General features: G+C 50.5%; 19 protein-coding genes and 3 tRNA genes. 14 read left to right on the top strand and 8 right to left on the bottom strand.

Annotated features, from left to right (window positions below):
- Nucleotides 1-29 precede the first annotated feature (29 nt).
- From gltB to J7619_RS26635, 5 genes are all read right to left on the bottom strand, one after another.
- Nucleotides 30-4,610 (bottom strand): glutamate synthase large subunit, encoded by a 4,581-nt coding sequence (gltB, locus tag J7619_RS26655; RefSeq protein ID WP_291206232.1) that lies wholly within the window; start codon nt 4,608-4,610, stop codon nt 30-32.
- Between the two features lie 398 nt (nt 4,611-5,008).
- On the bottom strand, nt 5,009-5,431 hold the full coding sequence (locus J7619_RS26650; protein ID WP_291206229.1) for an STAS domain-containing protein: 423 nt from the start codon (nt 5,429-5,431) through the stop codon (nt 5,009-5,011).
- A gap of 50 nt (nt 5,432-5,481) precedes the next feature.
- Nucleotides 5,482-6,417 (bottom strand): phosphoribosylaminoimidazolesuccinocarboxamide synthase, encoded by a 936-nt coding sequence (locus J7619_RS26645; RefSeq protein ID WP_291206226.1) that lies wholly within the window; start codon nt 6,415-6,417, stop codon nt 5,482-5,484.
- A gap of 16 nt (nt 6,418-6,433) precedes the next feature.
- Nucleotides 6,434-7,153 (bottom strand): tetratricopeptide repeat protein, encoded by a 720-nt coding sequence (locus J7619_RS26640; RefSeq protein WP_291206223.1) that lies wholly within the window; start codon nt 7,151-7,153, stop codon nt 6,434-6,436.
- 38 nt (nt 7,154-7,191) lie between these two features.
- Entirely contained in the window at nt 7,192-8,154 is a 963-nt protein-coding gene (locus J7619_RS26635; RefSeq protein WP_291206220.1) for a VWA domain-containing protein, read from the bottom strand.
- Between the two features lie 132 nt (nt 8,155-8,286).
- On the opposite strand from J7619_RS26635, the gene J7619_RS26630 reads away from it, so the two are divergent.
- From J7619_RS26630 to J7619_RS26620, 3 genes are all read left to right on the top strand, one after another.
- Nucleotides 8,287-8,373, top strand: a tRNA-Ser gene (locus tag J7619_RS26630).
- 57 nt (nt 8,374-8,430) lie between these two features.
- Nucleotides 8,431-8,504: transfer RNA gene (locus J7619_RS26625), tRNA-Pro, on the top strand.
- A 67-nt stretch (nt 8,505-8,571) separates the two neighbouring features.
- Nucleotides 8,572-8,645, top strand: a tRNA-Arg gene (locus tag J7619_RS26620).
- 58 nt (nt 8,646-8,703) lie between these two features.
- Here J7619_RS26620 and J7619_RS26615 read toward each other — a convergent pair.
- Entirely contained in the window at nt 8,704-9,741 is a 1,038-nt protein-coding gene (locus J7619_RS26615) for a hypothetical protein (protein WP_291206217.1), read from the bottom strand.
- 333 nt (nt 9,742-10,074) lie between these two features.
- Here J7619_RS26615 and J7619_RS26610 point away from each other — a divergent pair, with 333 nt between their 5' ends.
- The 11 genes from J7619_RS26610 (at nt 10,075) to J7619_RS26560 (ending at nt 24,328) form a co-directional block, all read left to right on the top strand.
- Nucleotides 10,075-10,650 carry an RNA polymerase sigma factor gene (locus J7619_RS26610; protein WP_291206214.1) on the top strand — a complete coding sequence of 192 codons (576 nt, stop codon included), beginning with the start codon at nt 10,075-10,077 and terminating at the stop codon, nt 10,648-10,650.
- Between the two features lie 112 nt (nt 10,651-10,762).
- Nucleotides 10,763-11,773: a FecR family protein gene (locus J7619_RS26605; protein WP_291206211.1), complete on the top strand. Its 1,011-nt coding sequence runs from the start codon at nt 10,763-10,765 to the stop codon at nt 11,771-11,773.
- A 239-nt stretch (nt 11,774-12,012) separates the two neighbouring features.
- A complete protein-coding gene (locus tag J7619_RS26600; protein ID WP_291206208.1) occupies nt 12,013-15,411 on the top strand; it encodes a TonB-dependent receptor in 3,399 nt (1,132 codons plus the stop codon).
- 11 nt (nt 15,412-15,422) lie between these two features.
- A complete protein-coding gene (locus J7619_RS26595) occupies nt 15,423-16,889 on the top strand; it encodes a RagB/SusD family nutrient uptake outer membrane protein (protein WP_291206205.1) in 1,467 nt (488 codons plus the stop codon).
- A 9-nt stretch (nt 16,890-16,898) separates the two neighbouring features.
- Complete coding sequence (locus J7619_RS26590; RefSeq protein WP_291206202.1) at nt 16,899-18,785, top strand: glycoside hydrolase family 97 protein; 1,887 nt, start codon at nt 16,899-16,901, stop codon at nt 18,783-18,785.
- Nucleotides 18,782-21,097, top strand: a complete 2,316-nt coding sequence (locus J7619_RS26585) for a glycosyl hydrolase family 95 catalytic domain-containing protein (RefSeq protein ID WP_291206199.1) — start codon at nt 18,782-18,784, stop codon at nt 21,095-21,097. Before J7619_RS26590 ends, J7619_RS26585 begins: the two co-directional genes overlap by 4 nt.
- A complete protein-coding gene (locus tag J7619_RS26580; protein WP_291206196.1) occupies nt 21,094-21,816 on the top strand; it encodes a ThuA domain-containing protein in 723 nt (240 codons plus the stop codon). The genes J7619_RS26585 and J7619_RS26580 overlap by 4 nt, the downstream gene beginning before the upstream one ends.
- Nucleotides 21,817-21,887: 71 nt before the next feature.
- Nucleotides 21,888-22,352 (top strand): hypothetical protein, encoded by a 465-nt coding sequence (locus J7619_RS26575; RefSeq protein WP_291206193.1) that lies wholly within the window; start codon nt 21,888-21,890, stop codon nt 22,350-22,352.
- Between the two features lie 10 nt (nt 22,353-22,362).
- A complete protein-coding gene (locus tag J7619_RS26570; RefSeq protein WP_291206190.1) occupies nt 22,363-22,692 on the top strand; it encodes a DUF3817 domain-containing protein in 330 nt (109 codons plus the stop codon).
- Nucleotides 22,658-23,689: a c-type cytochrome gene (locus tag J7619_RS26565; RefSeq protein ID WP_291206187.1), complete on the top strand. Its 1,032-nt coding sequence runs from the start codon at nt 22,658-22,660 to the stop codon at nt 23,687-23,689. Before J7619_RS26570 ends, J7619_RS26565 begins: the two co-directional genes overlap by 35 nt.
- 48 nt (nt 23,690-23,737) lie before the next feature.
- Entirely contained in the window at nt 23,738-24,328 is a 591-nt protein-coding gene (locus J7619_RS26560) for a TetR/AcrR family transcriptional regulator (RefSeq protein WP_291206184.1), read from the top strand.
- Between the two features lie 32 nt (nt 24,329-24,360).
- Here J7619_RS26560 and J7619_RS26555 read toward each other — a convergent pair whose 3' ends face one another.
- Both J7619_RS26555 and J7619_RS26550 read right to left on the bottom strand, forming a co-directional pair.
- Nucleotides 24,361-25,686: a hypothetical protein gene (locus J7619_RS26555; RefSeq protein WP_291206181.1), complete on the bottom strand. Its 1,326-nt coding sequence runs from the start codon at nt 25,684-25,686 to the stop codon at nt 24,361-24,363.
- Complete coding sequence (locus J7619_RS26550; protein ID WP_291206178.1) at nt 25,673-26,230, bottom strand: RNA polymerase sigma factor; 558 nt, start codon at nt 26,228-26,230, stop codon at nt 25,673-25,675. Before J7619_RS26550 ends, J7619_RS26555 begins: the two co-directional genes overlap by 14 nt.
- Nucleotides 26,231-26,296: the final 66 nt, after the last annotated feature.

Raw genomic sequence — 26,296 nt, 5'->3', positions numbered from 1 at the left:
ATTCTGATAGTTGATCTTGAAACTGAAAATTACTGGTGCACTACGTCTACGACGATGTCTTTGTACACCACGTTCTTGTCGGCAATCTGCTGTGCGAGCGTGATACCGCGTCCTTCCAGCGCTTTGCGGAAGTCGGACGGCATTACTTTCACAAATTGCTTCACAGATTCTTCCCAGTTCTGGATCAGTTGGAAAGCGATGTTGCTGGTCGTGTACTGGAAGTGTTTATCCAGATACTCGCGAAGAATGCCCTGGTCTTCTTCGTTCAATGCTTCCAGCGTCACCATTTCTTTATTTACTTTCTCTTCGAAATTGCCTGCTTTGTCGAGCACGTAAGCCACACCGCCGGACATACCTGCCGCGAAGTTGCGGCCTGTTTCGCCGAGGATGATCGCCAGACCGCCCGTCATGTATTCCAGACCGTGGTCGCCGACACCTTCCACCACTACTTTCGCACCCGAGTTACGCACGCAGAAGCGTTCGCCCGCGGTTCCGCGGATGTAGGCGTCACCCGAAGTAGCACCGTAGAAGGCCACGTTACCGATGATGATGTTCTCTTCCGGCTTGAACTTCGCGTCCCGGTCGGGGTACACGATCAGTTCGGCGCCGCAAAGGCCTTTTCCGAAATAGTCGTTCGCGTCACCTTCCAGTTCGAGGCGTACACCCAATGTGTTGAATGCACCAAAGCTCTGTCCGGCAGTACCGCGGAATTTGAAGTGTACATTGCCGTTTGGCAAGCCCACACCACCGTATTTCTTCGAGATTTCGTTCGAAAGCATCGTTCCCACCGACCGGTTAAGGTTGTTGATCGGGTACTCAGCGTAAATCTCTTCCTTGCTATCGAGCGCCGGCTGCGCCGAGCGGATCAGGTCGAGGTCGAGAATGGCGTCGATACCGTGATCTTGCTCTTCCTGCTTGAATTGAGCTACCGAAAGGTCTCCTTCTTTGTACAGGATCGCGTCGAAGTTCAGGTTTTTGTATTTCCAATGTTTGATATCATTGCGCAGTTCGAGATACTGGGCCTGACCAACCATTTCATTTACAGTTCTGAAACCAAGCTGTGCCATGATCTCGCGCAGCTCTTCCGCCATGTAGGTAAACATGTTCACCACGTGCTCAGGCTTGCCCGAGAACAATGCGCGGAGTTCTTTGCGCTGCGTAGCCACACCCACAGGGCAGGTATTCAGGTGGCATTTACGCATCATGATGCAGCCTGCTGCTACCAGTGCAGCGGTTGCTACACCCCATTCTTCGGCACCAAGTAATGCGGCGATCGCGAGGTCGCGACCGGTACGGAGCTGTCCGTCGGCCTGAACGGTTACCCGGCCGCGCAATTTGTTTCTCACCAAAGTCTGGTGCGTTTCCGCCAGACCAAGCTCCCAAGGCAGACCCGCGTGGCGGATCGAGCTCAATGGAGAGGCACCTGTACCACCGTCGTAACCCGAGATCAGGATGTGGTCAGCGTGTGCTTTCGCTACACCGGATGCCACGGTTCCTACACCGGCTTCGGATACCAGCTTCACGCTGATACGTGCCGCACGGTTGGCATTTTTAAGATCGAAAATCAGCTGCGCCAAGTCCTCGATCGAGTAAATGTCGTGGTGCGGAGGAGGGGAGATCAAACCTACGCCCGGGGTTGAGTGACGCGTACGGCCGATCCAGTCGTCCACCTTGAAGCCAGGGAGCTGACCACCTTCACCCGGCTTGGCACCTTGCGCAGTTTTGATTTGCAGCTCGCCCGCATTGCTCAGGTAGTGGCTTGTTACGCCAAAACGTCCCGAAGCAACCTGTTTGATCTGCGAGTTCATGCTGTCGCCATTCGCGAGCGGGTTGTAGCGCAGTTCGTCTTCACCACCTTCACCGGAGTTGGACTTACCGCCAATGCGGTTCATCGCAATCGCCAGGGTAGTGTGCGCTTCCCACGAAATCGATCCGAAGGACATCGCACCGGTCGCGAAGCGTTTGAAGATGTTTTCAACCGGTTCTACCTCTTCCAATGGAACAGGGTTACCTTTTTTGAATCTTAGCAATCCACGTAATGTCAGCGCTTTGTGGCTCTGGTCGTCGATCAGTTTAGAGTATTTCTTGAACTGCTCGTAGCTTGCATTGCGGGTAGATTGTTGCAGCAAATGCACCGACTGCGGGTTGAAGATGTGTGCTTCACCACGTTGTTTCCACTGGTAAACACCACCTACTTCGAGTCGTGGCTTTTGCTCCGCGCTTTCGTGGTAAGCCACTTTGTGACGCACCAAAATCTCGCGTGCAATCTCAGGAATGCCCATACCGCTGATACGCGAGATGGTTCCTGTGAAATATTTGTCGATTACATCCTTGTTCAAGCCCACGCATTCGAAGATCTGTGCACCCTGGTACGATTGCAGGGTAGAGATTCCCATTTTTGAGAAAATCTTTAAAAGCTCCTTGTTAACGGCCTTGATGTAGTTGTAATGCAGTTTTTCGTCGGTGAATTCACCTTCGATCATGCCCTTGCGGTTCATGTACGAAAGCGTTTCGAATGCCATGTAAGGGCAAATACCCGCAGCACCGTAGCCGATCAGCGTCGCTACGTGATGGGTTTCCCAAACGTCTCCCGCTTCTACCAACAGACCCACTTTACCACGCAATCCTTCGCGGATCAGGTGGTGGTGGATGGTCGCCGTTGCAAGCAATGAAGGGATCGGCGCGTGGTCGGAGTCGATGGCGCGGTCGGAGAGGATCAAGATTTCAAATCCGTCTTCGATAGCGTCTACCGCGTAACGGCAGATTCTTTCCAAAGCTCTTTCCAGTGCTTTTCCGCCTTCGTCAGCACGGAAGTAGGTATTGATGGTTTTGGCCTGGAAGCCGTCTTTATCCACAAAACGCAGCTTATCGAATTCCTGTACCGAAAGGATAGGGTGAGGTAATGCGATCTGGCGGCAATGTTTTGGCGTTTCTGTGAGAATGTTCTCGGTGCTGCCTACGAAAGAGATCAGTGACATGATCGCACGCTCGCGGATCGAGTCGATCGGCGGGTTGGTAACCTGCGCGAACAGCTGTTTGAAATACGTAGACAAATGCTGCGACTGATCCGAAAGGACTGCCAGCGGGCTATCAGTACCCATTGAACCGATCGCTTCCATACCCGTCTGAGCCATTGGCCCGAGGATCATGCGCAAGTCTTCCGAAGTATAACCGAATGCTACCTGACGTTTCAGCAATGCATTTTCGTCGTATGCGCGGTAGGTGCGGATCGGGTGATCAAGCGCGTCCACGTGCAGCTTGTTCTCGTCCAGCCATTGCTGGTAAGGCTGCGCGGTACAGATTTGTTTCTTGATTTCTTCGTCAGGAACGATGCGGCCCTGCTCCATATCCACTACGAACATACGTCCGGGTTGCAGGCGGCCTTTCGTAACAACGCGTGACTGATCTACCTCCAATACACCCGCTTCCGAGCCCATGATGATGGTATCGTCGTCGAGTACCCAGTAGCGCGACGGGCGCAGACCGTTGCGGTCGAGCGTAGCGCCTACCATTTTACCGTCGGTGAAAGAGATTGACGCAGGACCGTCCCATGGCTCCATAATAGCCGCGTGGTATTCGTAGAATGCCTTGCGCTCAGCATCCATTTGTTCGTTGCCGTCCCATGCTTCGGGGATGAGCATCATCATCACGTGTGGCAATGAGCGGCCCGAAAGGTGCAGCAATTCGATCGCGTTGTCGAGGTTCGCAGAGTCGGACTGGTTCCTGTCGCAGATCGGCAGGAGCATGTCCATTTCTTCTTTCGTGAAGAATTTCGATTCAAAAGATTTTTCCCCGGCGCGGATCCAGTTCACGTTACCTTTCACTGTGTTGATCTCCCCATTGTGCGCAATGTAGCGGAATGGTTGGGCCAGCTCCCATGAAGGGAAAGTATTGGTCGAAAAACGCGAGTGTACTACGGCCAATGCAGACACCACCGATTCGTTTTCCAGGTCCGGGAAGTAATATTTCAACTGGGCAGTCGTAAGCTGTCCCTTATATGAGATCGTGCGGCATGAAAGCGACGAGTAATAGAAATTCTTGGCGCCTTTTACCGTGTCTTTAATCAATCTTGCAGAAACCTGGCGGAGAATGAACAGCTTGCGTTCAAACGCCATATCGTCCGTAATGTCGTCCGGACGTTTAATGAAAACCTGCTCTACGTTGGGTTCAACGGAGAGAGAGCCTTCACCCAGGGTGTTGTTCAGGGTAGGTACCTTTCGGTAGCCGAGCAGTTGCAGGCCCAGCATCTTGATCTTTCGGTTCAGGATATCCCTGCTTTCCTCCCTGGCAAGCTCGTTGCCCGGGAAAAAGATCATTCCCACACCATACTCACCTGCCGGCGGCAGGTGGAAGCCCAACTTGGTAGATTCTTCTACAAAGAACTCGTGAGGGATCTGAATTAAAATACCAGCACCGTCACCGGTGTTAGGGTCAAAACCAGTAGCACCTCTATGCTCCATCCTTTCGAGCATATGAATGGCATCAGCCACGATCTGGTGCGACTTACGACCCTTGATGTTAGCCCGGAAACCGATTCCACATGCATCATGCTCAAATTCCGGGCGGTACAGTCCCTGATTTTCTACCATTTGTTCAGACATTTGCGACATTTATCGAATTGTAGGTAATTAACAAATTCGTAATTAGAATCTGTTTAAATAAGCACTTTAAAAGGAAAGCGAAAACGCCAGTGTGTGATGTTTTGGGTAAAGCCACGCAATATACCCATAAAAAATATTTGGCTTATTATGGGAATGGCAAAATTTTCTATCACCAATATGCATTTGGCCGATTAATCACAATTATTATCAAAATATTGATAAACATGTAACGAATACCCGTATTGGTTACCATTTTGAAAAGCCGCAAACGCCGTTTTCGGTAACTTGGAGGATTACAAAAAGCGCCTAAGGAAAATATAAAAAGTGTTGGAATAACATAAGAAAAGCGTCCCGCCAAAACCCGGCGGGACGCTTTTCTAAATGCTGAAAATTATACTATTCAAATATTAAGGCTCCTTCGATTCGCTCACGCCTTCGTAATCTTCGTCGTCATAATCGTCATCTCCCGCACCGAACTCGTTTTCAAGGCTGTGCATGAAAATGGCGTCAATCGCCTCTTCTTTGGTAGGCAAAACGGTGAGATCGGGAATACGCAGGTCTTCCAGCACATCTATAAAATCGTCGTCGCGCGTGACGATTGCGAGCATGCCGAGGTCGTTCTGGCAGAGGCGGTTTACTTTCTTTAATATAGTAATGCCAGTGGCGTCCAGCGATTTCACGGTCTGCATGTTCACGATCAGGCTGTGATAACCTTCGCGGAACAGGCCGCGAGCGGTTTCTTCGAACGCCGCGGGTACATCGCCGGCGAATGCGGCGGCATCCGTTTCGATATAGACGTATTGTTCTTTCTTTTCCAGTTTAAAATCCATTTCGGTTGTCGTTTTGTCAAACAAATATTCTGTCAGGTGCATAGCGAACGTCAGGCAATGGCGCGCAGGATGGCTTTCTCGATCCTTTCCAGCGGGTGATCCAGGTTGTTTTTCTGAAACTTCATGCCGGTAACCTTTTCGAATAGCTCAATGTAACGGTCGGAGATCGAGGTCACTTTTTCGTCGGTCATTTCAGGCACAGTCTGGCCGTCTTTACCCTGGAAGCCGTTCTCGATCAGCCATTCCCTAACAAATTCCTTGCTAAGTTGCTTTTGGGCTATTCCGGCGCGCTGATTTTCCTCATAAGTGTCTTTGTAGAAGTATCTTGAGGAGTCCGGTGTGTGGATCTCGTCGATCAAATAAATCGTGCCATCCAATTGTCCGAATTCATATTTGGTATCCACCAGGATCAATCCCTGGTCGGCCGCCATTTCAGTCCCTTTCGCGAACAGCGCGAGCGTGTAGCGTTCGAGGTGTTCGTATTCGTCCTCGCTCACGAGCCCCTGCGCGAGGATCTGCTCGCGCGAAATGTCCTCGTCGTGCCCTTCGTGCGCCTTGGTAGTGGGGGTAATGATGGGCTGGGGGAGTTTGTCGTTCTCTTTCAGGCCTTCGGGCAATGCTACACCGCATACCTCGCGCTTTCCGGCTTTGTACTCGCGCCATGCATGGCCGGCAAGGTAACCCCGTACGACCATTTCCACCGGATAAGCCTGGCATTTGATTCCAATGCTCACATTCGGATCCGGCACCTCTTCGAGCCAGTTGGGCACGATGTCGGAAGTAGCGTTCAGGAAGTGCGCGGCAATCTGGTTCAAAACCTGTCCTTTATAAGGGATAGCGCGCGGCAGGATCACATCGAATGCCGAAATGCGGTCGGTGGCGATCATCACCAGACGTTTTTCAAACGAGTAAACGTCACGTACTTTCCCTTTATAGAAGGCTGTCTGGCCGGGGAACTGGAAGTTGGTTGCTGGTATGCTGTTCATTAGATTATTGGTAAAATTACCATTCGATTTCGCTCTTTTGTCCGGGCCTGGTATTGTATTGTTTGCGCCGGAGCTGGTAAATATATTGGGATTCGTTCGATTTCATGGCATCGAGGATCGCCCGCGCCTGCTCTTCGGACATGTTCATGGCCTTGAGACTCTTAAGCAATTCTTCCTTTTTAAGATCTTCGCTCACCTCGCGTATTTCCTGCGGCGGGGCCGGAGGAGGTGCCGGTTGCACCTGGTTCGTCTGCTGCTGGTTCGACTGGCGTTTTCGGGTGGTTACGTCCGATTGCTCGTCAATACCGGAGAAGCTCTTTTTCAGGATAATATAGTTGGTCCTTGCCAGTGCATTGCCTGGTTCGAGGCGTAATGCGGTTCTCAGGTTCGTCAATGCGCTGGCGGTATCTTTTCGGTTGACCAGGATCAATGCGATTTGTGCGTTTGCTATCGAGGCAATGCTGTTATTGTCAATGTCGCTTAACAGGCGGTAGTGTTTCAAAGCCTGTTTGTAGTCGCCCGCCTTGTACAGGGAATGGGCCAGGTTCAACCGTGCGGCCGGATCCGAAAAGAGCGAGCCGTAGGTGATTTGACGGTACAGCTCGGCCGATTTGGTAAACTCTTTTTTCCGGAAGGCCTGTTCGGCATCCAGCTTTCTCTGGTTCGCCTTGGTAATGGAATCAAACGTACGGTTATCCCAAAGCCAAAGCAGGACATAAAGGATCAAAGACGTCATATCGGTTCACATTTGCGTGCAAAAATAGGGAATTGCGCTTAGAGTCGGAACGTTCCGATGGTAATTAAAACGTCGAGCAGGATCAGTATCAGTGCCGCCCCCAGGAAATAATAGTACTTGTTTGAAACAACCGTGATCGTCCGCGAATCCACCAAAGCGCCTTCCGCCTGGTTGATGTCGCTGATCAGCTTCTGGACATCGTTTTTAGAATTGTTGAGCTCATAATACGAGCCGCGCGCCGAAGCGGCCACACCGCGAAGGAAATTCTCGTCCAGCTTGCTGATCACCAGTTTGTCGTTTTTGTCCATCAGCGGCTTGCCATTCTGTTGAATGCTGATACCGACTTTTGTTCCCACGCCCACTGAATATACCCCGATCCCGAATCGGCGGAGATTGTTGAACAAGGCATTGCTGCAACCCGTACTGTTCTCGCCGTCCGTGAAAAGCACCATCATCTTAGCCCGGCTTGTGGGATCAGCCGCGTTCATCAGCTTGTTATAAGCCATTTCAATGGCGCCACATACATTGGTACCATTGGTGGGGAGCAGATCCGTTTGCAGCGATTGAATGAAAAGTTCGAGCGCGGCTACGTCATACGTGAGCGGTACGTGTATGTACGCGTCGTTTGAAAAAATAATAATCCCGATCCGGTTCGCCCGTTCATTCTCCACAAAGCGGTTCAGCTCAAATTTTACTTTTTCCAGCCGGGAGGGTATCACGTCCGCGGCGTCCATCGACTTCGAAAGGTCGACTACCATAAATATGTCCTTCCCTTTCGCCTGGATGTCGCGCTCGGCTTCTCCGAACGACGGGCCGAGCAGGCTAATGATCAAAAGTGAAAAGGTAATGGTGCGTAAAAAGAGTTTGATGATGAGTGTCCGGGCGGTCGTTTGAAGCTGTCGGGCGATCCGAACGGTACGTATGATATAGGCTGTATAAGCGAAAATGAAAAAAAATATAAAAAAATATTCAGTGCTCTCAAAGGGGTAATTCCAGTTCATAATGAACGTATTGTGTGATTTAAACTTGGGCAAAAATAGGCATTTCACGCTTCTGGCGAAGTTTTTTTTCTTGGAATGTTTGCTTTTCTGAAAATGAACCAGCTATATTTGCACCCAAGAACGACGGACGAAGGAGGGATGGGTGAGTGGCTGAAACCAGTAGTTTGCTAAACTGCCGTACTCGCAAGGGTACCGCGGGTTCGAATCCCGCTTCCTCCACGCGGTTTCCGAACGTTCTGAAAAGTGCTCTTTCTTAAAGTAGAAAGGGAAAATTATCGGGGAGTGGCGCAGTCCGGTAGCGCATCTGGTTTGGGACCAGAGGGTCGCAGGTTCGAATCCTGTCTCCCCGACAACAAGCAAAAAGGCAGTAAGCCGTATGCAGTAAAACTGCACTGCTGACTGCCTTTTTTTATGACCGGTCCCGTAGCTCAGCTGGATAGAGCAACTGCCTTCTAAGCAGTAGGTCTTTGGTTCGAATCCAAACGGGATCACTTGAAAATCAAGCACTTAGATTAACTTCTAAGTGCTTTTTTGTTGCCAATTTGCAGTTCACGGCTTCGAATAAGAAGAAAACACGATTTTTTTGTCGGCATTATAACGAAGCATCCATTGTTCGCCCCGGCCGTTATCCAGCCAGAAGATGTAGCTTGTGACTCCCTCGTATTCATTCCGGTAACTTCTCATGAGGTTATAGCCTACATCCAGCCCGAAATTGAGAAAATGAGAGGGAGCTCCGAAAATATCGGTAAAGGTTGATATCTCTTTTCGTGTCAGGTTGGTATCGAAGTTGCGCCCGGAGAAATCCTCATTGTATTGCCGGATCTGGTTAAAACTACCTACCCAGATCAAATTGTAATCCTTATCGAAGAGCAGATTCTGTGAATCGGTGCCCAAATATCTGACTGCGACATCATATGTTTTTGTTCCGTCGAGGTTGGTGTATACCGTGGCCCCTCCGAACTCAAATTCGTTATTTTGGGCGATCGATTTTCTGGTTTCTTCATTGAAATTGGTGAGTGTGTTGACAAATGCAGGATTGGGTTTGCTTCGCTTTTGGATGAAGTCGATAATCGGATCCGGCAAATCGTTGATGTTTTTTATATAATACCATCTTGGATAAGGAGACATGTAAATCGACGATACGCCAAAAGACGCCACGAAATCCATTCCGTTTAATCGATAGTTTACCGCGGGATTGGAGACGTAGCCATCGAACAAAGTAATGGTCCGGTAATCCGAGATTGCGCCGCCCTTTATCGTTGCGTTTTGAAGTCTGTTAACTAAAGAGTCCGGTACTTCCTCTCCGTTGGTTCTGGCCGTCGAAATGATTTCACTATTATTGACAATGGCCGAGTACCGTTCGTCATCCACGTTGAAAGAGAATTCGAACACCTTTCCTTTTTCGATGACGGCGCCCGTCAGGTTCCTGGCATTGGGAAATTTCTCATAGACTAAACGTCGTGCATGTTCAGAAATCACCAGACTGCTGTTTGGAGCGGCTTCCTTCATCGTACAACCATATATCAGTGGAAGCAGGAGAAATACGAGCGAGGTTAGCCAACCGGATGTGCGACTATGTTTCGACAAACAGATCGCAGGATTAGTTTTTAAGGAATTAGTCAATGCTTTAAGGAAAATGTTCGAATGAAGCTGAGTCTCATGTCAACCAAAATACAGACGGGTTTGTTCGCTTGCTACGTTGCCTCCCCGAGTAGGATAAAACATCGCGGTGTCATTCATTATGCCAACGACGCCTTTGACGGACCAGATTATCGATAGACGTATATATTGAATCGGTAGTTGATTCCTTTGGATTTTAACTGATTGCTACGGTCTTACAAACCCCGTCGCGAAGAAAAATAGGACATATCGTCTTTATTTTTTTGTTATTTTTGTTTTCGTATCTCGACACTCCCTTATATGTATATCGACGAAAATGCAGCGGACGACGATCTGGTGGCCATGCTTATGGACGGCTCGGAGGCGGCATTCGACTTGATTTATGAGCGTTACTGGAAAAAGCTCTACAATGAAGCGTATAAAAGGCTCAGCGATTCTTCGGATAGCGAGGAAATTGTGCAGGATGTTTTCGTTGACCTTTGGAACAAGCGGGAGAGCAGACAGATCGATAACCTGCGGGGATATTTGCTGGGTGCGGTTAGATACCAGGTCTTTGCCGTCTACCACAGGCGGAAGAATTTGCCGGCCTTCGAAGAGCCGCTGGATTATATGGCGTTTTCCAGTGATGACGCCGATTCCAACTACATGAGGGACGAACTGCTGTCCAGCATTCATCTCTGGCTGGAAACACAGCCGGAAAAGCGACGCGAAATTTTCAGACTACGCTACCTGGAAGGGCTTTCTACCCTCGAAATCGCAGAGCAGCTCGATATTTCGAGGAAAACGGTTCAAAATCAGCTCAATACTTCACAGCAAAGCCTGCGAGAAAGCATTGGGAAACTTCTTGCCATGGCCATTTTGCTCCTTCGCCCGTAGCGCCTTCGCGGCAGTTTTTAAACTTTCCCGGAAATTTTTTTAAAAAATTAGAAGTTTGCCTGGGACTTTTTCGGGAATTCCTTCACTGGTATATAAACAGCATTCTATAAACATGCCAAGCGGAAATAGGAATAAGTTCAGGTCGATTGTCGCCAGGTACCTCAATGGTAGTGCCGATGAAGAGGAATCGGATATGGTCGAAAAATACTATGAACTTTTCGCAGGGAAACCAGACCGGCTTTCGAAGCTGTCGGCCGACGAGCTTGCCGGGGTCCGGGAAAGAATGAAGGGGAATATCTCCAAACGCATTACGCCCGAGCCTGTGCGAGCGCGCCCACTGCTGCCTGGCATATTCTGGCGCGTGGCGGCGGCTGTTCTCATTCTGATCGGAACGGGTTGGGTTTTCTTTGTGGTAAGGGAGGAGCGGAAGCCCGGAGTCAACCGTTCAGTCGCGCGCACGGTGGTTCACCGGTCTGTGAAAGGCCAGACGAAATTCGTCGTACTGCCTGACGGAAGCCGGGTCGTGCTCCATGGCGATACGCAGATCGAGTACGACCGGGATTTTAATCAGGAAACCAGGGAAGTATCGCTTACTGGTGAAGCCTATTTCGATGTAGTGCATTTAAATGTGCAAGGCCGGAAACCGGCTTCTTTTGTAATCAAGACGGGAAAAATCAGGACGACTGTACTGGGAACGGCATTCAGCATCAAGTCACTTCCCTCGGAAAAGGAGGTTGTGGTGACGGTTACCCGGGGTAAAGTGCGGGTGGACGACGGTGACAAACACACCAGTCTGCTGACTGCGAACCAGCAGGTAACATACAACACCCAAACGACCATTGCGGACGAGAAAGTGGTGAAATCCCAGGAGCTGACGGCCTGGGTACAAGCCGATATGGTGTTTCAGGAAATGCCTTTCGGAGCGCTGGCCGAAATGCTGGAAAAACGCTATGGCGTAAAAATCTCTTTTCAAAACCCGCAAATGCAACAATGCCTGATTACCGGAAGGTTTTCAGGGACAGAAACCCTGGATGAAGTCTTTAAGGTGCTGACACTGACCAGCAATACGAAATATTCCCTGGAGAGCGGCGAATTGATATTGAGTGGTGAAGGATGCCGCTAAACTGACTGATAACTAAATTCTTATGAAACAAATCTCCATCCATTCGGGCCGGGCACCGTAGCTTCCCGGCAATCATATGAAAAAGCTCCCCGGCCTTGGACAGCAATAGGGAGCTTTGAATAGAAAATTCGTAAAAACAAATTTCTAGACAATACAAATATATGAAAAAACCTATATCCGTAGGCAGAAGAACTATGCCTATCCGGCAAGGTATCTTGTGCCGATATCTTTGCAATTTAATGAAGATCAGCGTTTATGGTATCGGTGTTTTGATCATGGCAACCCAGCTGCTGCTTGCGGGGGTGAGCGGCGCGCAGGACATCCGGGATGCCAATGTCACCATGGGTTTGGAAAAGTCTTCTTTAAGGGAAGCACTTCAAACGCTTCAGGTGGAATCGGGCTACAATATCTTCTATCTTTCAAAGGCAGTTTCGCCTTTTGACAACATTACCCTCCGAAAGGAATCCCGCACTGTTCAGAAAACACTGGAATTGATTCTGGACAGAACGAACCTTGCTTTCAGGCAGGAGGGGAAAAATATCATTCTCACGGAAAGAGAGGTCGTCATTCCGGAAACGAAGACCCGGGCACCGGTCAGGGGTAAAGTCACGGACAAGGATGGGCAGGGGCTGCCGGGCGTGAGCGTCATTATCAAAGGAACCAGCCACGGGACTATTACCGACCAGAACGGCAGTTATAATCTTGAGTTGCGGGAAGAAAACCCGGTCCTGATATTCAGTTTCGTAGGCTACGTAGCCCAGGAGGTGGAAGTGGGTAAGCGGGACGTGCTGGACGTCGTACTGGCAACGGATGAAAAAGCTTTGGAGGAGGTGGTTGTGGTAGGTTATGGTACGCAGAAAAAGGTGAACCTGACCGGCGCGGTCAGCAATGTGACGGGCTCGGAACTCACGACCCGGCAAGCGCCGAATACCACTTCACTCTTGCAGGGCCGAATGCCCGGGGTGCAGGTAACGCAGAACTCGGGGCAGCCGGGCGCAGAGAACGCGAGTATCCAGATCCGCGGGCAGGGCACATTTAGTGGTGCGGGAAACGATCCGCTCATTTTGATCGACGGCGTGGAAGGTAACCTCAACAACGTCAACCCGAACCAGATCGAAAGCATTTCCGTGTTGAAGGATGCGGCTTCGGCTGCTATTTATGGCTCGCGGGCAGCCAACGGGGTGATTTTGGTGACGACGAAAACGGGTACAGCGGGGCGGCTGAATGTCGATTACAGCTACAACTTCGGCAGCCAGCGGGCGACGTCGGTTTATGACAGGATCACGAACTCGGTGCAGTTTATGGAGTTGCTCAACAAGGCTATTGCCCACACGGGTACGAATGCCAACCAGCTTTATACGCCTGCGCAGATCGAGGAATACCGGCAGGGAAGCATTACCAATCCCGCACAATATCCGAGTTACGACTGGATGGACGCCATTTTCCGGACGTCCCCGATGCAGCAGCATTACGTAAGCGTGAATGGCGGCAAAGAAAATACGACCTACAATTTCGGAGCGGGTTACCTGAATCAGGAGGGTATCCTGATTGCGACGGGCTACAAACGGTACGACGCGCAGTTCAATTTCAAAACAAGCTTGAACAAGATAATTACCTTCGGTACCAACCTGGCTTTTTCGAAAGGCGACCGGAATGAGACGGCATTGAATACGCAGTTCGACGGAAATTCAACGGAGGACCAGATTTTGAGCGCATTGGCAGCGCACCCCACATTTACGCCTAAGCTCCCCGATGGAAGCGGTCGCTATGCCGCCAAGGCTTACATTCAGGAAGGAGGGAACAAGAATCCGGTTGCGCTCGCGGAAAACGGGGGCCGGTATGTCAGAAATTACTACGCGCTGGCATCGGCATTTATGGATATCCATATTTTGCCGGGTTTGAAAGGGCAGATCAAGGGCGCCGTCAAGTTCAATGACCGGCAAACCAAAGTCCATGTGGTAGGCATTCCGGCTTATATGTTTTTGCCGGACGCCAGCGGGCAGTATTTGTACAACACGCAATGGAATGGTACGGTGGGTGAAAACAACCTGACGGTCCGGAAAGAAAATGACGTGCAGTACACGGTATTTGGTACTTTGAACTACACCAAAAAAATTGGAGAAAACCATGACCTGAACGCATTGCTGGGTGTAAGCCAGGAGACATTCCGGTATGACCGCTTGCAGGGCTTTAAACGGAATGCGCCCTCGAACGACATTCTGGAACTGGGCGCATATTCCCCTGGCGGGCAACTGGCCGATGGGCTGGCTTACGAATGGGCATTGCAATCGGTGTTCGGGCGGGTGAGCTACAATTTCAAGGAGAAATACCTGCTCGAGGGGAATTTCCGGTACGACGGCTCGTCGCGCTTTCCGAAAGGCAACAAATGGGGCTTTTTCCCGTCGGCGTCGGCAGGGTGGAGGCTTTCGGAAGAGCAATTCCTGAAACAGGTCAGCTGGCTTGAAAGCTTGAAAGCACGTGTATCATGGGGACAGGTAGGTAACCAAAACGTGAACCGGACACTGAGCGGCGAATCGGTGCCTTACCCGTACCAGCAGGTACTGAACCCTGTGGTGTACAATATCGGCGGTTCATTGCAGCAAGGTGTAACGCAAACCGACCTCATTAACCGCAACATTACCTGGGAAACCACGACGGTGACCGATGTCGGTTTCGACTTCGGGCTGTTCCGGGCATCCGTGTTCGGGAGCGTTGACTGGTATTCCAAAAAGACGACGAACATCCTGAGACCTTTGCAAGTGCCTGATTTTATCGGAGTAGCTGGTCCGACGGTCAATTTGGGGGAAATGAGCAATACCGGTGTCGAAATCTCATTGGGTTACCAGAACAGGATCAAGGATTTCCGGTACAAAATCCAGGGGAATTTTGAAACCTACAAAAACAAGGTCTTGAAGTTTGGCGCACGGGAAGTGAACAACGGGAATGGTACCGTAACGCAGGAGGGCTTGCCTTACAATTCCTATTTCATGTACGTTTTCGACGGTATTTATCAAAATCAGGGAGAGATTGACAATGGCCCGACACCACTCGTGAAACCCAAACCCGGAGATATGAAGTACCGGGATATCAGTGGGCCTGATGGCGTGCCGGATGGTAAGATTACCACCGACGACCGGATGGTGGTCAGCGGCGCATTTCCGAAATTCAATTACGGTCTGACTTTCAATGCGGATTATAAAAACTTCGACCTGGGAATCTTCCTGCAAGGCGTAGAAGGCCGCAAGATTTACATCAAGGAGTGGGGGATAGCACCTTTCCGGCAAGCGGGACCGCCTCCTACATTCTGGGAAAAGGCCTGGGACGGCGAAGGAACATCGAACACGATCCCGCATATCTTCAACGAAAATTACGCACCTAACACCCAGGTTTCCGACTGGTGGCTGCAAGATGCATCCTATTTGAGGTTGAAGAATTTTCAGCTGGGGTACAGCTTCCCTGCCAAGCTGATTAACCGCGTGAAAGTGCAGATGCTCAGGGTGTATGTGTCGGGTGATAATTTGCTGACATTCACTAAGTTTTTTAAGGGTATAGATCCCGAGCGCGCCGCTGCCAGCGGCAGAGCGGCCATTTATCCGCAAGCCAAGATCTACTCATTTGGGGTTAAAGTCACATTTTAATTCGTAATGCTATGACGACCAGATTCATAAAAAATATATTCCTCCTGATATTGACCACGGTTGTGTTCGCCTGCAAGGACACGCTGGATAAAAATCCGCTTGCCAATCCCAATTCCGAGAATTTCTGGAAAACAGAAACAGAAGCCAACAAGGCCCTCATCGCCTGTTATGCCAAGCTCAAAGAACCGATTATATCCAACGGTCCTGCGCAGAGCGGAAACTTTCTCTTTTGGGAATCGCTATCCGATAATGCTTCCAATACTTCCAATTACGAGGCATTCGATGTCGTAATGCGTGGCGAGCATAACTCGGCTACTACCGGGATCGTCAGCAAGTCGTTCACGATCGGATTCCAGGGTATTGCCGCCTGCAACTATTTCCTGGCGAACATCGACCGCGTAACGGCCACTACCGACGCCGTCCGGAACCGGATGAAGGGGGAGGCCTTGTTTCTGAGGGCTTTTTATTATAATGATCTTGCACAACTCTACGGTGACCTGCCCATTATGCTGAAACCGGCCGAGCTCGATGACAACATCCGGGCAACACCGAGAGCACCCAAAGCGGAGGTGGTAGCCCAAATATTGAAAGACCTGGACCTGGCGATTTCATACCTCCCCGCAGTTGCGTATACGGACGGGCGTGCCGTGAAGGGCTCGGCCATTGCATTAAAAACGAGGGTATTGCTGAATAGCGAGCGTTATGCCGACGCTGCGGATGCCGCATGGAGCCTGATCGGCGATGCGACTAACCCGTTCAAACTCTCGGACAATTACTCAGGCGTGTTCTTTGGAAATCAGATCAACAATCGGGAGATCATGTTTTCTGTTCAATTTAAGGCGCCCGACGACTATCATTCACTGGACCAGATTATCGGCGCGCGGATGTCCGTCTTTCCTACACTTGAACTCCGCGATGCTTATGAGCCCAATGACCCGCGCCGGAAGATGACCATCTTCGAAGCAGGAGACCCGTGGGCTTACAACCCGGCCGGTTTTAAACAGACCGGGAGTCTTGCCGAAGGACAGATCCCTTACACCGGCATGGCCTTCAAGAAATGGGTTAATCCGGCGATCAACAACGGGTCGGGCTCCACATTGAGCGAGCAGCATATGGTGAAGATCCGCTATGCCGACCTGCTGCTCATGTATGCCGAAGCCATGTTCGAAAGCGGGAAGGGAAGCGATGCCAATGCATTGAAAGCGTTGAACGACGTGCGGGCGAGGCCGGGTGTGGAAATGCCTGCTAAAACTGCCCTCACGCGCGAGGTGATCCGTAACGAACGGAGAGTGGAGCTGGCCTTCGAAGGTTTGCGTTACAACGACCTCGTACGCTGGAAACTGGCCGAGAAGGTGATCCCCCAGGTAGCATACGACGCGAAAGGCACGAAAAGAAAGTTCAAAGCCTATCTGTTACCGATCCCGCTGGGGCAAATGGATATTATGAAAGGGGTTTGGACGCAAAACGAAAATTACTGATCACTGAAAATGATGTTTGGTATAAAAAGATTGGTGGTGCTGGTACTTCTGGCATCCGCCCGGCTACTGTCTGCGCAAAATCTGACTGTCAATAGCCCCGATAACAGGATTTCATTCCACCTTTTTACAAAAAGTGATTCCCTTTTTTATCGTGTTTCCTATGCAGACAAGGACGTCATAGAAGCTTCGCCCGTCCGTATGTCACTGGACGCGAAGGCGATTGCCGACAAAGTCAGGATTGGTAAATCAGAAAGCTACCAGGTAAAGGAAGAATATCCCTGGAATGGCGTTCATTCCGTCGCGCGCAACCATTGTAACGGCTCGAAAATCAGCGTCAGCCAGGGTGCATTGCGATACACTGTTGATGTCAGGGTGTTTAACGACGGAGCTGCATTTCAATTGATCGTGCCCGGTAAACCCGACGCAAAACGCATTGCGGACGAGTCCACCGTTTTCAGGTTACCGGTCGGAACCACCTCCTGGTACCACGACCTGAATATGCATTACGAAGGCGAATATGTCCGGAAAAGTATGGATACCGTGAAAGCCGGACAATGGGCTGCCCCTTCGGTGACGTTCCGGTTGTCCGATAGCCAGCTCTATTTGTCGGTGACGGAAGCAGATCTTAAAAATTATGGTGGAATGGCTTTGCAGACCGACGGAAACAGGGGAATGGTATTGAGATTGCCTCAAAACCAACCGACTTCCTATCCCTACAAATTGCGCTACAGTGCCGAGGACGTGCTCCGGCTCTCGCAGCCTGCCGCTATTACCGGGACCATTACAACGCCCTGGCGGGTGATCTTGATCGCCGATGGGCTGAATACCCTGGTTAATAGCGATATCGTACATAATCTGTGTCCGCCGCCAGACAAAAAACTTTTCCCGCAGGGCATTAAGACCGACTGGATCCAACCGGGCTCCGCAGTTTGGAAATACCTGGATAATGGGGGCGGGGGCACCCTGGAAACCATGAAGGAATATTCCCGGCAGGCAGCCGAATTGGGTTTCAAGCACAACATTCTTGAAGGCTTTTGGAAAAAATGGCCGGATGGCGAGCTGAAAGCTCTGGTAGACTACTCCCGCGAAAAGGGTGTTCATATCTGGCTGTGGGAGCATTCGAAAGAGCTTCGTGATGCGAAAGCCCGCCAGGCCTTTTTCAGACATTGCCATGATTTGGGCATTAGCGGTTTGAAGATCGACTTCTTCGACCACGAAGCAAAGGAGGAAATTGATTTATACCAGTCAATCCTGCGGGAAACGGCGGAGCTTCAAATCATGGTGGACTTTCATGGCGCCAATAAACCAACGGGCCAGGAGCGCACATGGCCCAATGAACTGACCCGTGAAGCCGTGAAGGGAATGGAGGCCAGCAAGCTGAAAGACCGGGCCGGGCATAATGTAACTTTGCCGTTTACCCGTTTCGTGACCGGGCACGCCGAGTATACGCCCGTGCATTTTGGTGATCGCCGGAAAAACACGACCTGGGCGCATCAGATTGCCAGCGCAGCCATCTTTTCGGCTCCATTGCTTACCTATTCGGCCAGCCCGGAGCATTTGCTGGAAAACCCCGCGGTTGACATGATTAAAAGCATTCCGTCCGTTTGGGACGAGACCATCGTGTTACCGGGATCTGCGATCGGTGAGGCGGCCGTGTATGCCCGCAGGAGTGGGAAGCGTTGGTTTCTGGCTGTAATGAATGGCGCAGTGCCTCAAAGCATCGATATTCCGTTGAACTTTCTGGGTGAAGGGACTTTCAGCGCGTCGGAAGTAAGGGATTCTGCGGAAAATCCCGCAAGTGTTGTGCTCGGCAAGGGAAGCTATGACAAACACGGGAGCATTCGGTTGAACCTCGGAGAAGGCGGTGGTTTCATTGCAAAATTTGTACGCCCATGAACGCGGTTTTTCGGACAATGACTATTCAGGGATTTTGCCTTTCCATGGCTTTGCTGCCAGGCCTGCTGCAAAAAGTAAACGCGCAGGAGATCTATGCGGGACGCTACAAAGCTGTTTTTACAAGCACACCCCGTAAAGTCCCGACTTCCAAAACCCCGGACGGGCCATTGGCAGGCAACGGGGATATCGGGTTGACGCTCGGGGGAGATCCTGACAAACTGCGGTTCTATTTGGGAAAGAACGATTTTTGGCGTGCTTATCCGGTTTATCCCGGCGGAGGAATTGCCTTACCAGGTTGGTTGGAAATGAATATCCCCGCCCTTGCAGGTGCCGATTACTATGCCGAGCAAATACAGGACAAAGCCCAGATTGCAGCGAGGTTTACGAAGGATAGCCTTTCCGTGTCAGTAAAAACCTGGGTATCGGCGACGACGAATACGGTTGTAGTGGAGCTGGGGACTAATAGACCTTGCTCCGTGGATTTTGCACTAAAAGCGGCAGAAGGAAACACATCCGTAAATGCGGAAGGCGTCGAAGCCGGCACGCATTGGGTGACGCGCTCTTTTGAAAATACACCATTGCTGGCATGGCCGTCGCATGTTGCGATAGCCGTAAAGGTGTTGGGAACGACGCCGGGAAATGGCGGCAGTATTACCTTGAAGCCAGGCACCCAAACAACTTTGGTGGTTACCATGTATTCCAATCACGACTCGAAAGACTGGAAGCAGAAAGCGATAACGGGGGCAAAGACCACGACGCCAGCGAAATTAAACCAGTTGCGGAAGGAACATTACGCATGGTGGGCAAAGTACTGGAGCCGTTCGTCGGTACAGATCGGCGATCCTTTTCTGGAAAAATACTACTATGCTTCCCAATACCTTTTCGGAGCGACCTCGCGGGCGGGTAAGTTTGCGCCGGGCATCTGGGGGCCATTTATCACCAGGGATTCTGCCGCATGGGGTGGCGATTACCACCTGAACTACAACTACCAGGCCCCTTACTGGGCGGCTTATTCTTCGAACCACATCGATGAAACCGATAATTTCGATAAGCCCCTGCTCGATTATATGCAAAGCGGGAAGCAGCATGCCAAGGAGCTTCTGGGTATCAGGGGAATATACTACCCGGTCGGAATCGGACCGATGGGATTGGTGACTACCCGTTGGCCATTAACGGCCGATGAAATGGAGAAAAGGTATGCGTCCCGCGAAAACACGATCGATGGAGGATATAAATTCCTGGGGCAAAAAATCAATGCGGTGTTCAGTGTAGGCAATATGCTTATGCGCTTTTACAGCACCTATGACGCCGCGTATGCGCGCAAGGTGTACCCATACATGCACGAGTGCGCGAATTTTTGGGAAGATTATCTGAAGTTTGAGAACGGGCGGTACGTCATCTACATGGATCACTATAATGAGGTCATGCCTAATCTTAAAAACAAAGGCCAATGGCGTCAGCTCCTGGGGGATTTCAACTCGACGTTGTCGGTTGGGTTGGTAAAAATGCTTTTCAAAGGGATGATCGACGTGAGCGGTTTTTTAAATGTAGATACGGAAAGACGCCCGAAATGGGAACATATCGTAAAGCACATGAGCCAGTTTACGGTGCGCGAGGTGGATGGCAAACCAAGTTTGAAAGGTGTCGAATCCAGCCCTTCACCGATACACAGCGGAGTCGAGGGGCTGGCCAGGGTGTCGATCCACGGGCTGGTGCTGCCGGGCGGCGTGTGCGGGCCGGTGACGGACCCCGCATTCAACCAGGTCCTGCTGGGGGACGTCAGCCGCTGGAAAGACAAAATGAAAGCGCCGGGAGAATGGGCCAATACCCTCGGCAATGGTGTCGAAACCTGTTTTCCTGCCGCAGTCAGGGTAGGATACGATGCCGACGAGGTTATGAAGCAACTGACAGACCGTATCAAGCGCCAGTCGTTGCCTAATCTTTGGATTACCGCGGAAGGTGGTGGTATTGAGACGCTGTCGGCTGTTCCGCTGACGATCAACGAAATGATGATGCAGAGCTATGAAGGCGTTATCAGGATATTCCCCAATTGGAACAGGACAAAGAATGCGAGCTTCAATCAGCTTCGGGCTTATGGTGCTTTTTTGGTAAGCAGCGATTTACAGGAAGGTAAAATAGGAGTTGTGAAACTTTGGAGTGAAGCGGGTAGGCCCTGTCGCATAGAAAACCCCTGGCCCGGCCGTCCGGTGCAATTGCTTCGGAACGGAAAGAAAGCAGAGCGGCTGAGCGGTAGTACATTCACCTTTGCGACCTCTCCCGGCGAGCGGTTGCAGCTAATTGATTCGCTATGAGAATATTGCTGGTAACCGTTCTATTGTGCATTGTTCACGGAATTGCCTTTGCGCAGGATAAACATCACCTGCTGGTAATTACCGGCGGTCATGGATTCGAAAAAGTGCCATTTTACAACATGATGGATTCGCTGGGCAATTTCACCTACGACCATATCGAACAGCCCAAAGCCAATGAGCTGATCGCTTCCCCCGCGATCGATAAGTATGATGCACTGGTTTTTTACGACATGAACGACTCGATTACCCCTTCGCAAAAACGGGCCTACCTGCGGCTGTTGCAAAAAGGGAAGGCGATGGTCTTCCTGCATCATGCATTGGTTTCCTACCAGCAATGGGATGATTTTCAGCGGATAATAGGCGGTAAATATTATGAAAAGGCAACGGCGGTCAACGGTAGTCTGGTAAAATCGACTTACCAGCATGATGTGGTGATTCCGGTGAAAATTGAGAATCCGACGCATCCGGTGACGAAAGGGCTCGCCGATTTTGAGATATACGACGAGGTTTACGGTAACTTCCTCACCCAGCCGACGATCCGTCCGCTGCTGAGTACGACGCATCCCGGAAGCTCAAAGTACATTGCCTGGACCAATCCGTTCGGTCACAGCGAAGTACTCTTCATTCAGCTGGGGCATGGGCCGGAGGCTTTTCGAAGTCCCAATTACCGGAAATTGCTGCGCCAGGGCATCGAATGGTCGATAATCCGGCACCGGTAAAAATATCTTAAACCAAAAACATACTAACTAGTATGTTTTTGGTTTAGCTTTGCATGGAAATCAACAAACCCATGCATCAAACACTTCTTATCTTACACTCCATCAACAGATGGCTTGTTCTGGCAAGCCTGCTTTATGCAATCGGGATTGCGCTGTCGGGACTCAGGTCCGGCAGCGCATTTTCCGTAGCCCACAACACCGTGAGGCATGTTACGGCCACCATAGCGCACGTCCAGTTGTTGCTCGGGCTTTCGCTCTACATGATCAGTCCGGTGGTAAAGTTCGATGTTGCGGAAGCCGCAGGGACCGGGCTAGTCAGCGAGCATATGTTCTTCCGGTTCATTCACATTGCTTTAATGGCTATTGCTGTGGTCGTTATCACGATCGGATCGGCCAAAGCGAAGCGCGTCGTGTCGGACGGACAAAAATTCAGGACAATGCTCGTCTGGTTTACAATTGGTTTGCTGATTATCCTCGCAGCCATCCCCTGGCCGTTCTCCCCATTGGCCGGCCGGCCCTATTTCAGATCATTTTAACTTCTTTCCTATGTTTCGACTGTTCAAAACGCCATTGGGACGCCTGAGATTACTCGGCTTTTTAGAAGGTATTTCGTTGATACTCCTGGTATTCATTGCTGTCCCGCTGAAATATTGGGGAGGACAGCCCCTGTTTGTAAAGGTGATAGGACCTGTTCACGGTCTGCTTTTTACGCTGTTTGTGCTGGCAACACTGAGTGCGGGTGTGACTTACCAATGGAAGTTTTCAAAAACCTCCTGGAAGGTCCTGCTCGGTTGCATCATTCCATTCGGGACTTTTTACATTGATAAGCATATCCTCGCACGTGAACAATCTGTTTGGGAAAACCACCAAAATTAAAGCGATGCTCCCGGGAGAAGGGGATAGGATAGGGGCAGAGCCGTTATGGCTGGTGTTGGTCGCCATTTTATTGGTCGCGTGTGGCGGTAGCCCGCAAGAGATCCGCAACAATATTTCTTTCAAAAGCAGGTTGTCGGAGTACGCATTGTTTAAAGGAAATATGCCGGACCTTGTGCCGGCCGACGATGTAGTGCCGGTTCAGATCGGCTCGTCGTTGTTTACCGATTACGCCGAAAAGCAGCGCCTGCTGAAAATTCCTGCCGGACAAAAGATGATTATTGCAGGCGATGGGCTACCCGTGTTCCCGGATGGCACGCTCATCGCGAAGACGTTCTATTATTCAAAATCCGGGAAGGGGACCAGGCAGATTATCGAAACGCGTTTGCTGCTGTATTCCGGTAATCAATGGAACGTCGCCACCTATCGCTGGAACGCCGGCCAGACCGATGCGGAGCTGTTGACCGAAGGGGCGACTGTGCCGGTGTATTTCGAAGATCGATATGGTCAGCGGAGGCATTTAACCTACAAGATTCCGGCGCAGAACGATTGCGGGAGTTGCCACCGGTCGGGGGATGAACTGACTCCGCTCGGCCCGCAAGCGCGAAATCTGAATGTGTCTGTCGACGTGGGAGGCGAAAAAGTGAATCAGCTTGCCTACTTAATGAAAAGAGGAATGCTTGCACAGACGGATGTCAGCCGGATTACTTCACTTCCTGATTACAAAGATTCGTCCCTCCCATTGGCTTCGCGTGCCAGAGCTTACCTCGAAATGAACTGTGCCCATTGCCACCGCGAAGCCGGTACGGCAGCGAGTACCTCTTTGGACCTGAGCTATAACACGCCATTTGAAAAAACGGGTATTGGCTATAACAGAGCGAATATCGTCATCAGGATGGGCACGATGGGCGAGTACCACATGCCTAAAACAGGTACGACGACGATTGACGACGAAGGGGCGCGGTTAATCCGGGACTATATTAAAAGCCTTGCGGATTAATTTGAACTGTAAAAAATGTAGGTTTGGTGAAAAATGATTGATCGATCCATGAAAAAGGCGGAAGCGACCAGGTTGACTATTCTGGAAAAGGCATTTGAACTGATATATGTGAAGGGATACCAAACCACAAGCATCGACGACATCATCGCGACGACCAGGGTAACGAAGGGCGCTTTTTATTACCATTTCAAAAACAAGGACGAAATGGGCCTCGCGATCATCAACGAACTGCTGAAACCGACACTCGTAGGCAGCTTCATCGGGCCATTGCAAAGCGCCGCTGATCCTTCCACTGCTATTTACGAGCTCATGCATAATTTGCTGATGGAAAATGAATTTCTCAAAGTGGAATACGGCTGTCCGGCTGCCAATCTTACCCACGAAATGACTTCCTGGAATGCAGATTTCAATCAGGCGCTAAACGAGCTGACCGGGCAATGGACCGAATCGATGACCCAGTTGATCGAACGTGGTAAATTGAACGGCACCATTCGCAAGGACGTAAATGCGAGGCAGGTTGTCATGTTCGTCATGGCAGGTTACTGGGGCATTCGCAACTTTGGCAAATTGGAAAGGAATAAAGAGGCGTACCTGCCCTATTTGGAAGAGTTGAAAAATTACCTTGAAACCTTGCGGTGAGGGTTACGGGCGCGTCACTTTTCCGGGCTTTGTTACTTCGTCCTGTTTATCCTCAAACCAACCGATAAACCGACCTGATTGGGCCGTACTTTGATACTGTATTCGGCAGTATGCACCTTATTGAAGTTGTATTCGAAGTAGGGGCCGACTGTCAGATCGGTAGTTTTGTTCACGGTAAGAACCTTTCCCGCCGAAAGCGCTCCCGTGATGAAATTTTGTCCGCTGGATTGCAGCTGACGGGAATAGTCGACACCGATCTGCGTGAAAAACCGTCCGGTACGTTTGCTTTTGAAATTGAACTGCTTTTTGAGCCCAATCCCGGCCAATTCTACTTTACTCGTTACAGTTTCAGCTTTTCCCAACCGTTCGAAAACATAGCGATTGGCCCCCTCCTCGTCAGCTTTAAATTCATCGATCGCGTAAATATATTCTGCTTTCCAGCTCAGGTGGCTGTAATGGAACAGCCACTGGAACCCCGCTATTTGGAACCCCGCGCCCAATTTGTAACCCAGATTCGCGGTCGAAACCGGGAACGAGACTTTCAGGATACGTGATTCAGCGTTTGGCAGCAGGTAAATGCTCTGAAAGGTATTGGTTGCCGTGAGGTTGAACAGCCAGGCAAATGATTTTTTATCCGATGGCTGATAGCGTGGGAAATCGAGCTTTTCCTTCACCGGTTGATTTGCCGGAGCCTGTAATGTCGAATCTTCTGCATGGGACACATCGCTGATTTCCGGCATGGTCAGGTCGACAAGCAATGGCGACAGGGAGCCGGGCGCGATAGCGCTCACGCTCGCGTGGCTAACGGGACTGCTTGTCGTTTGAACAGGTAAAGTATATTCGCCACCTGTTACGGTCGGCAAATTGTTTTTAGCAGGAGAAACAGGAGCCGCCACAGCCCGGATCTTTTCAAATGCAGGTTTCGCTCGTTCACGATCTGAATGAATATGTGCCGTTTTTACCGGTGCAACTGTTTCCTGCGGTTTCCGGATGCCCGGTTTGGCCAGATTTGCATGGGTACTGTTTTGGGCATGGGATGGTTGGTCGGCGCTGACCACGATATTGCCGTGAAGCGGTACCACACTAGCAGTCTCCTCTAATGCCTGGTTTGTGGGTCGTGAATCCGTAATTGACCGGAAAGAAGTATAACGGTCGCGCATTTCCACTACTCCGAAGCCAAGCAGTAACAAAAGTGTCGCAGCCGCAAAAAGCAGCAGAGGCCTTACCCTGGACGGTTTGTCGAGGGCTTCATATATTTTTTGATCAATGGATGCACCTGGCTTTCTTTCAAAATTCTCAAACGAATCGTGAAGGGCCTTCTGAATGGCATCATTTAATTCGTCATCAAAAGATTTCATGCTGCTTGATCCCTTTTTGTTCCAGTTTTTTAATTAAAAGATTCCGCCCCTTCAATAATTGTGAGCGGGATGTGACCTCCTTAATGCCCAGCATTTCAGCTATTTCCGCGTGTTTGTAGCCGTCAATGAAATGCATGTTGATCACAATACGGTAGCCGTCGGGCAGTTCGTTGATGGCCTCAAGAAGCAGGCTCACGTCCAGTTTGCTGAATAGCACCGTGTAGTCGTTATTCTCCCAATCCAGTCGCACGTCCTCGTGGGAGGTACTCAGCATTTCCTTGCGCGTCACCTGGTTGTAATAATCGATCGCATGGCGGACCATGATCGTTTTGACCCAGTTATCGATCGCCTGGGGATTTTGAATGTCATTGATTTTTGCAAAAATCCGTAGTATACCTTCCTGAAAAATGTCTTCGGCCTCGGCCACGGTTTTCGCATAGCGAAGGCAAACGCCCAGCAATTTGCTTTTATAGCGATCGTAGAAAACAGCCTGTGCCCGTGCGTCCTGCCGTTGGCAAGCCTTCACGAGCTCAGCTAATTCCATTTTATTTTTGGATTGAAATAAGGCCATTCGCAAGTTTGATCGAAACAGGGGCTATTAGTTGCTGAC

This window comes from Dyadobacter sp., from assembly GCF_017744695.1.
Lineage (GTDB): Bacteria > Bacteroidota > Bacteroidia > Cytophagales > Spirosomataceae > Dyadobacter.
The sequence above is the reverse complement of the archived record's forward strand: the minus strand, read 5'-3'. Positions and strand labels throughout refer to the sequence as shown.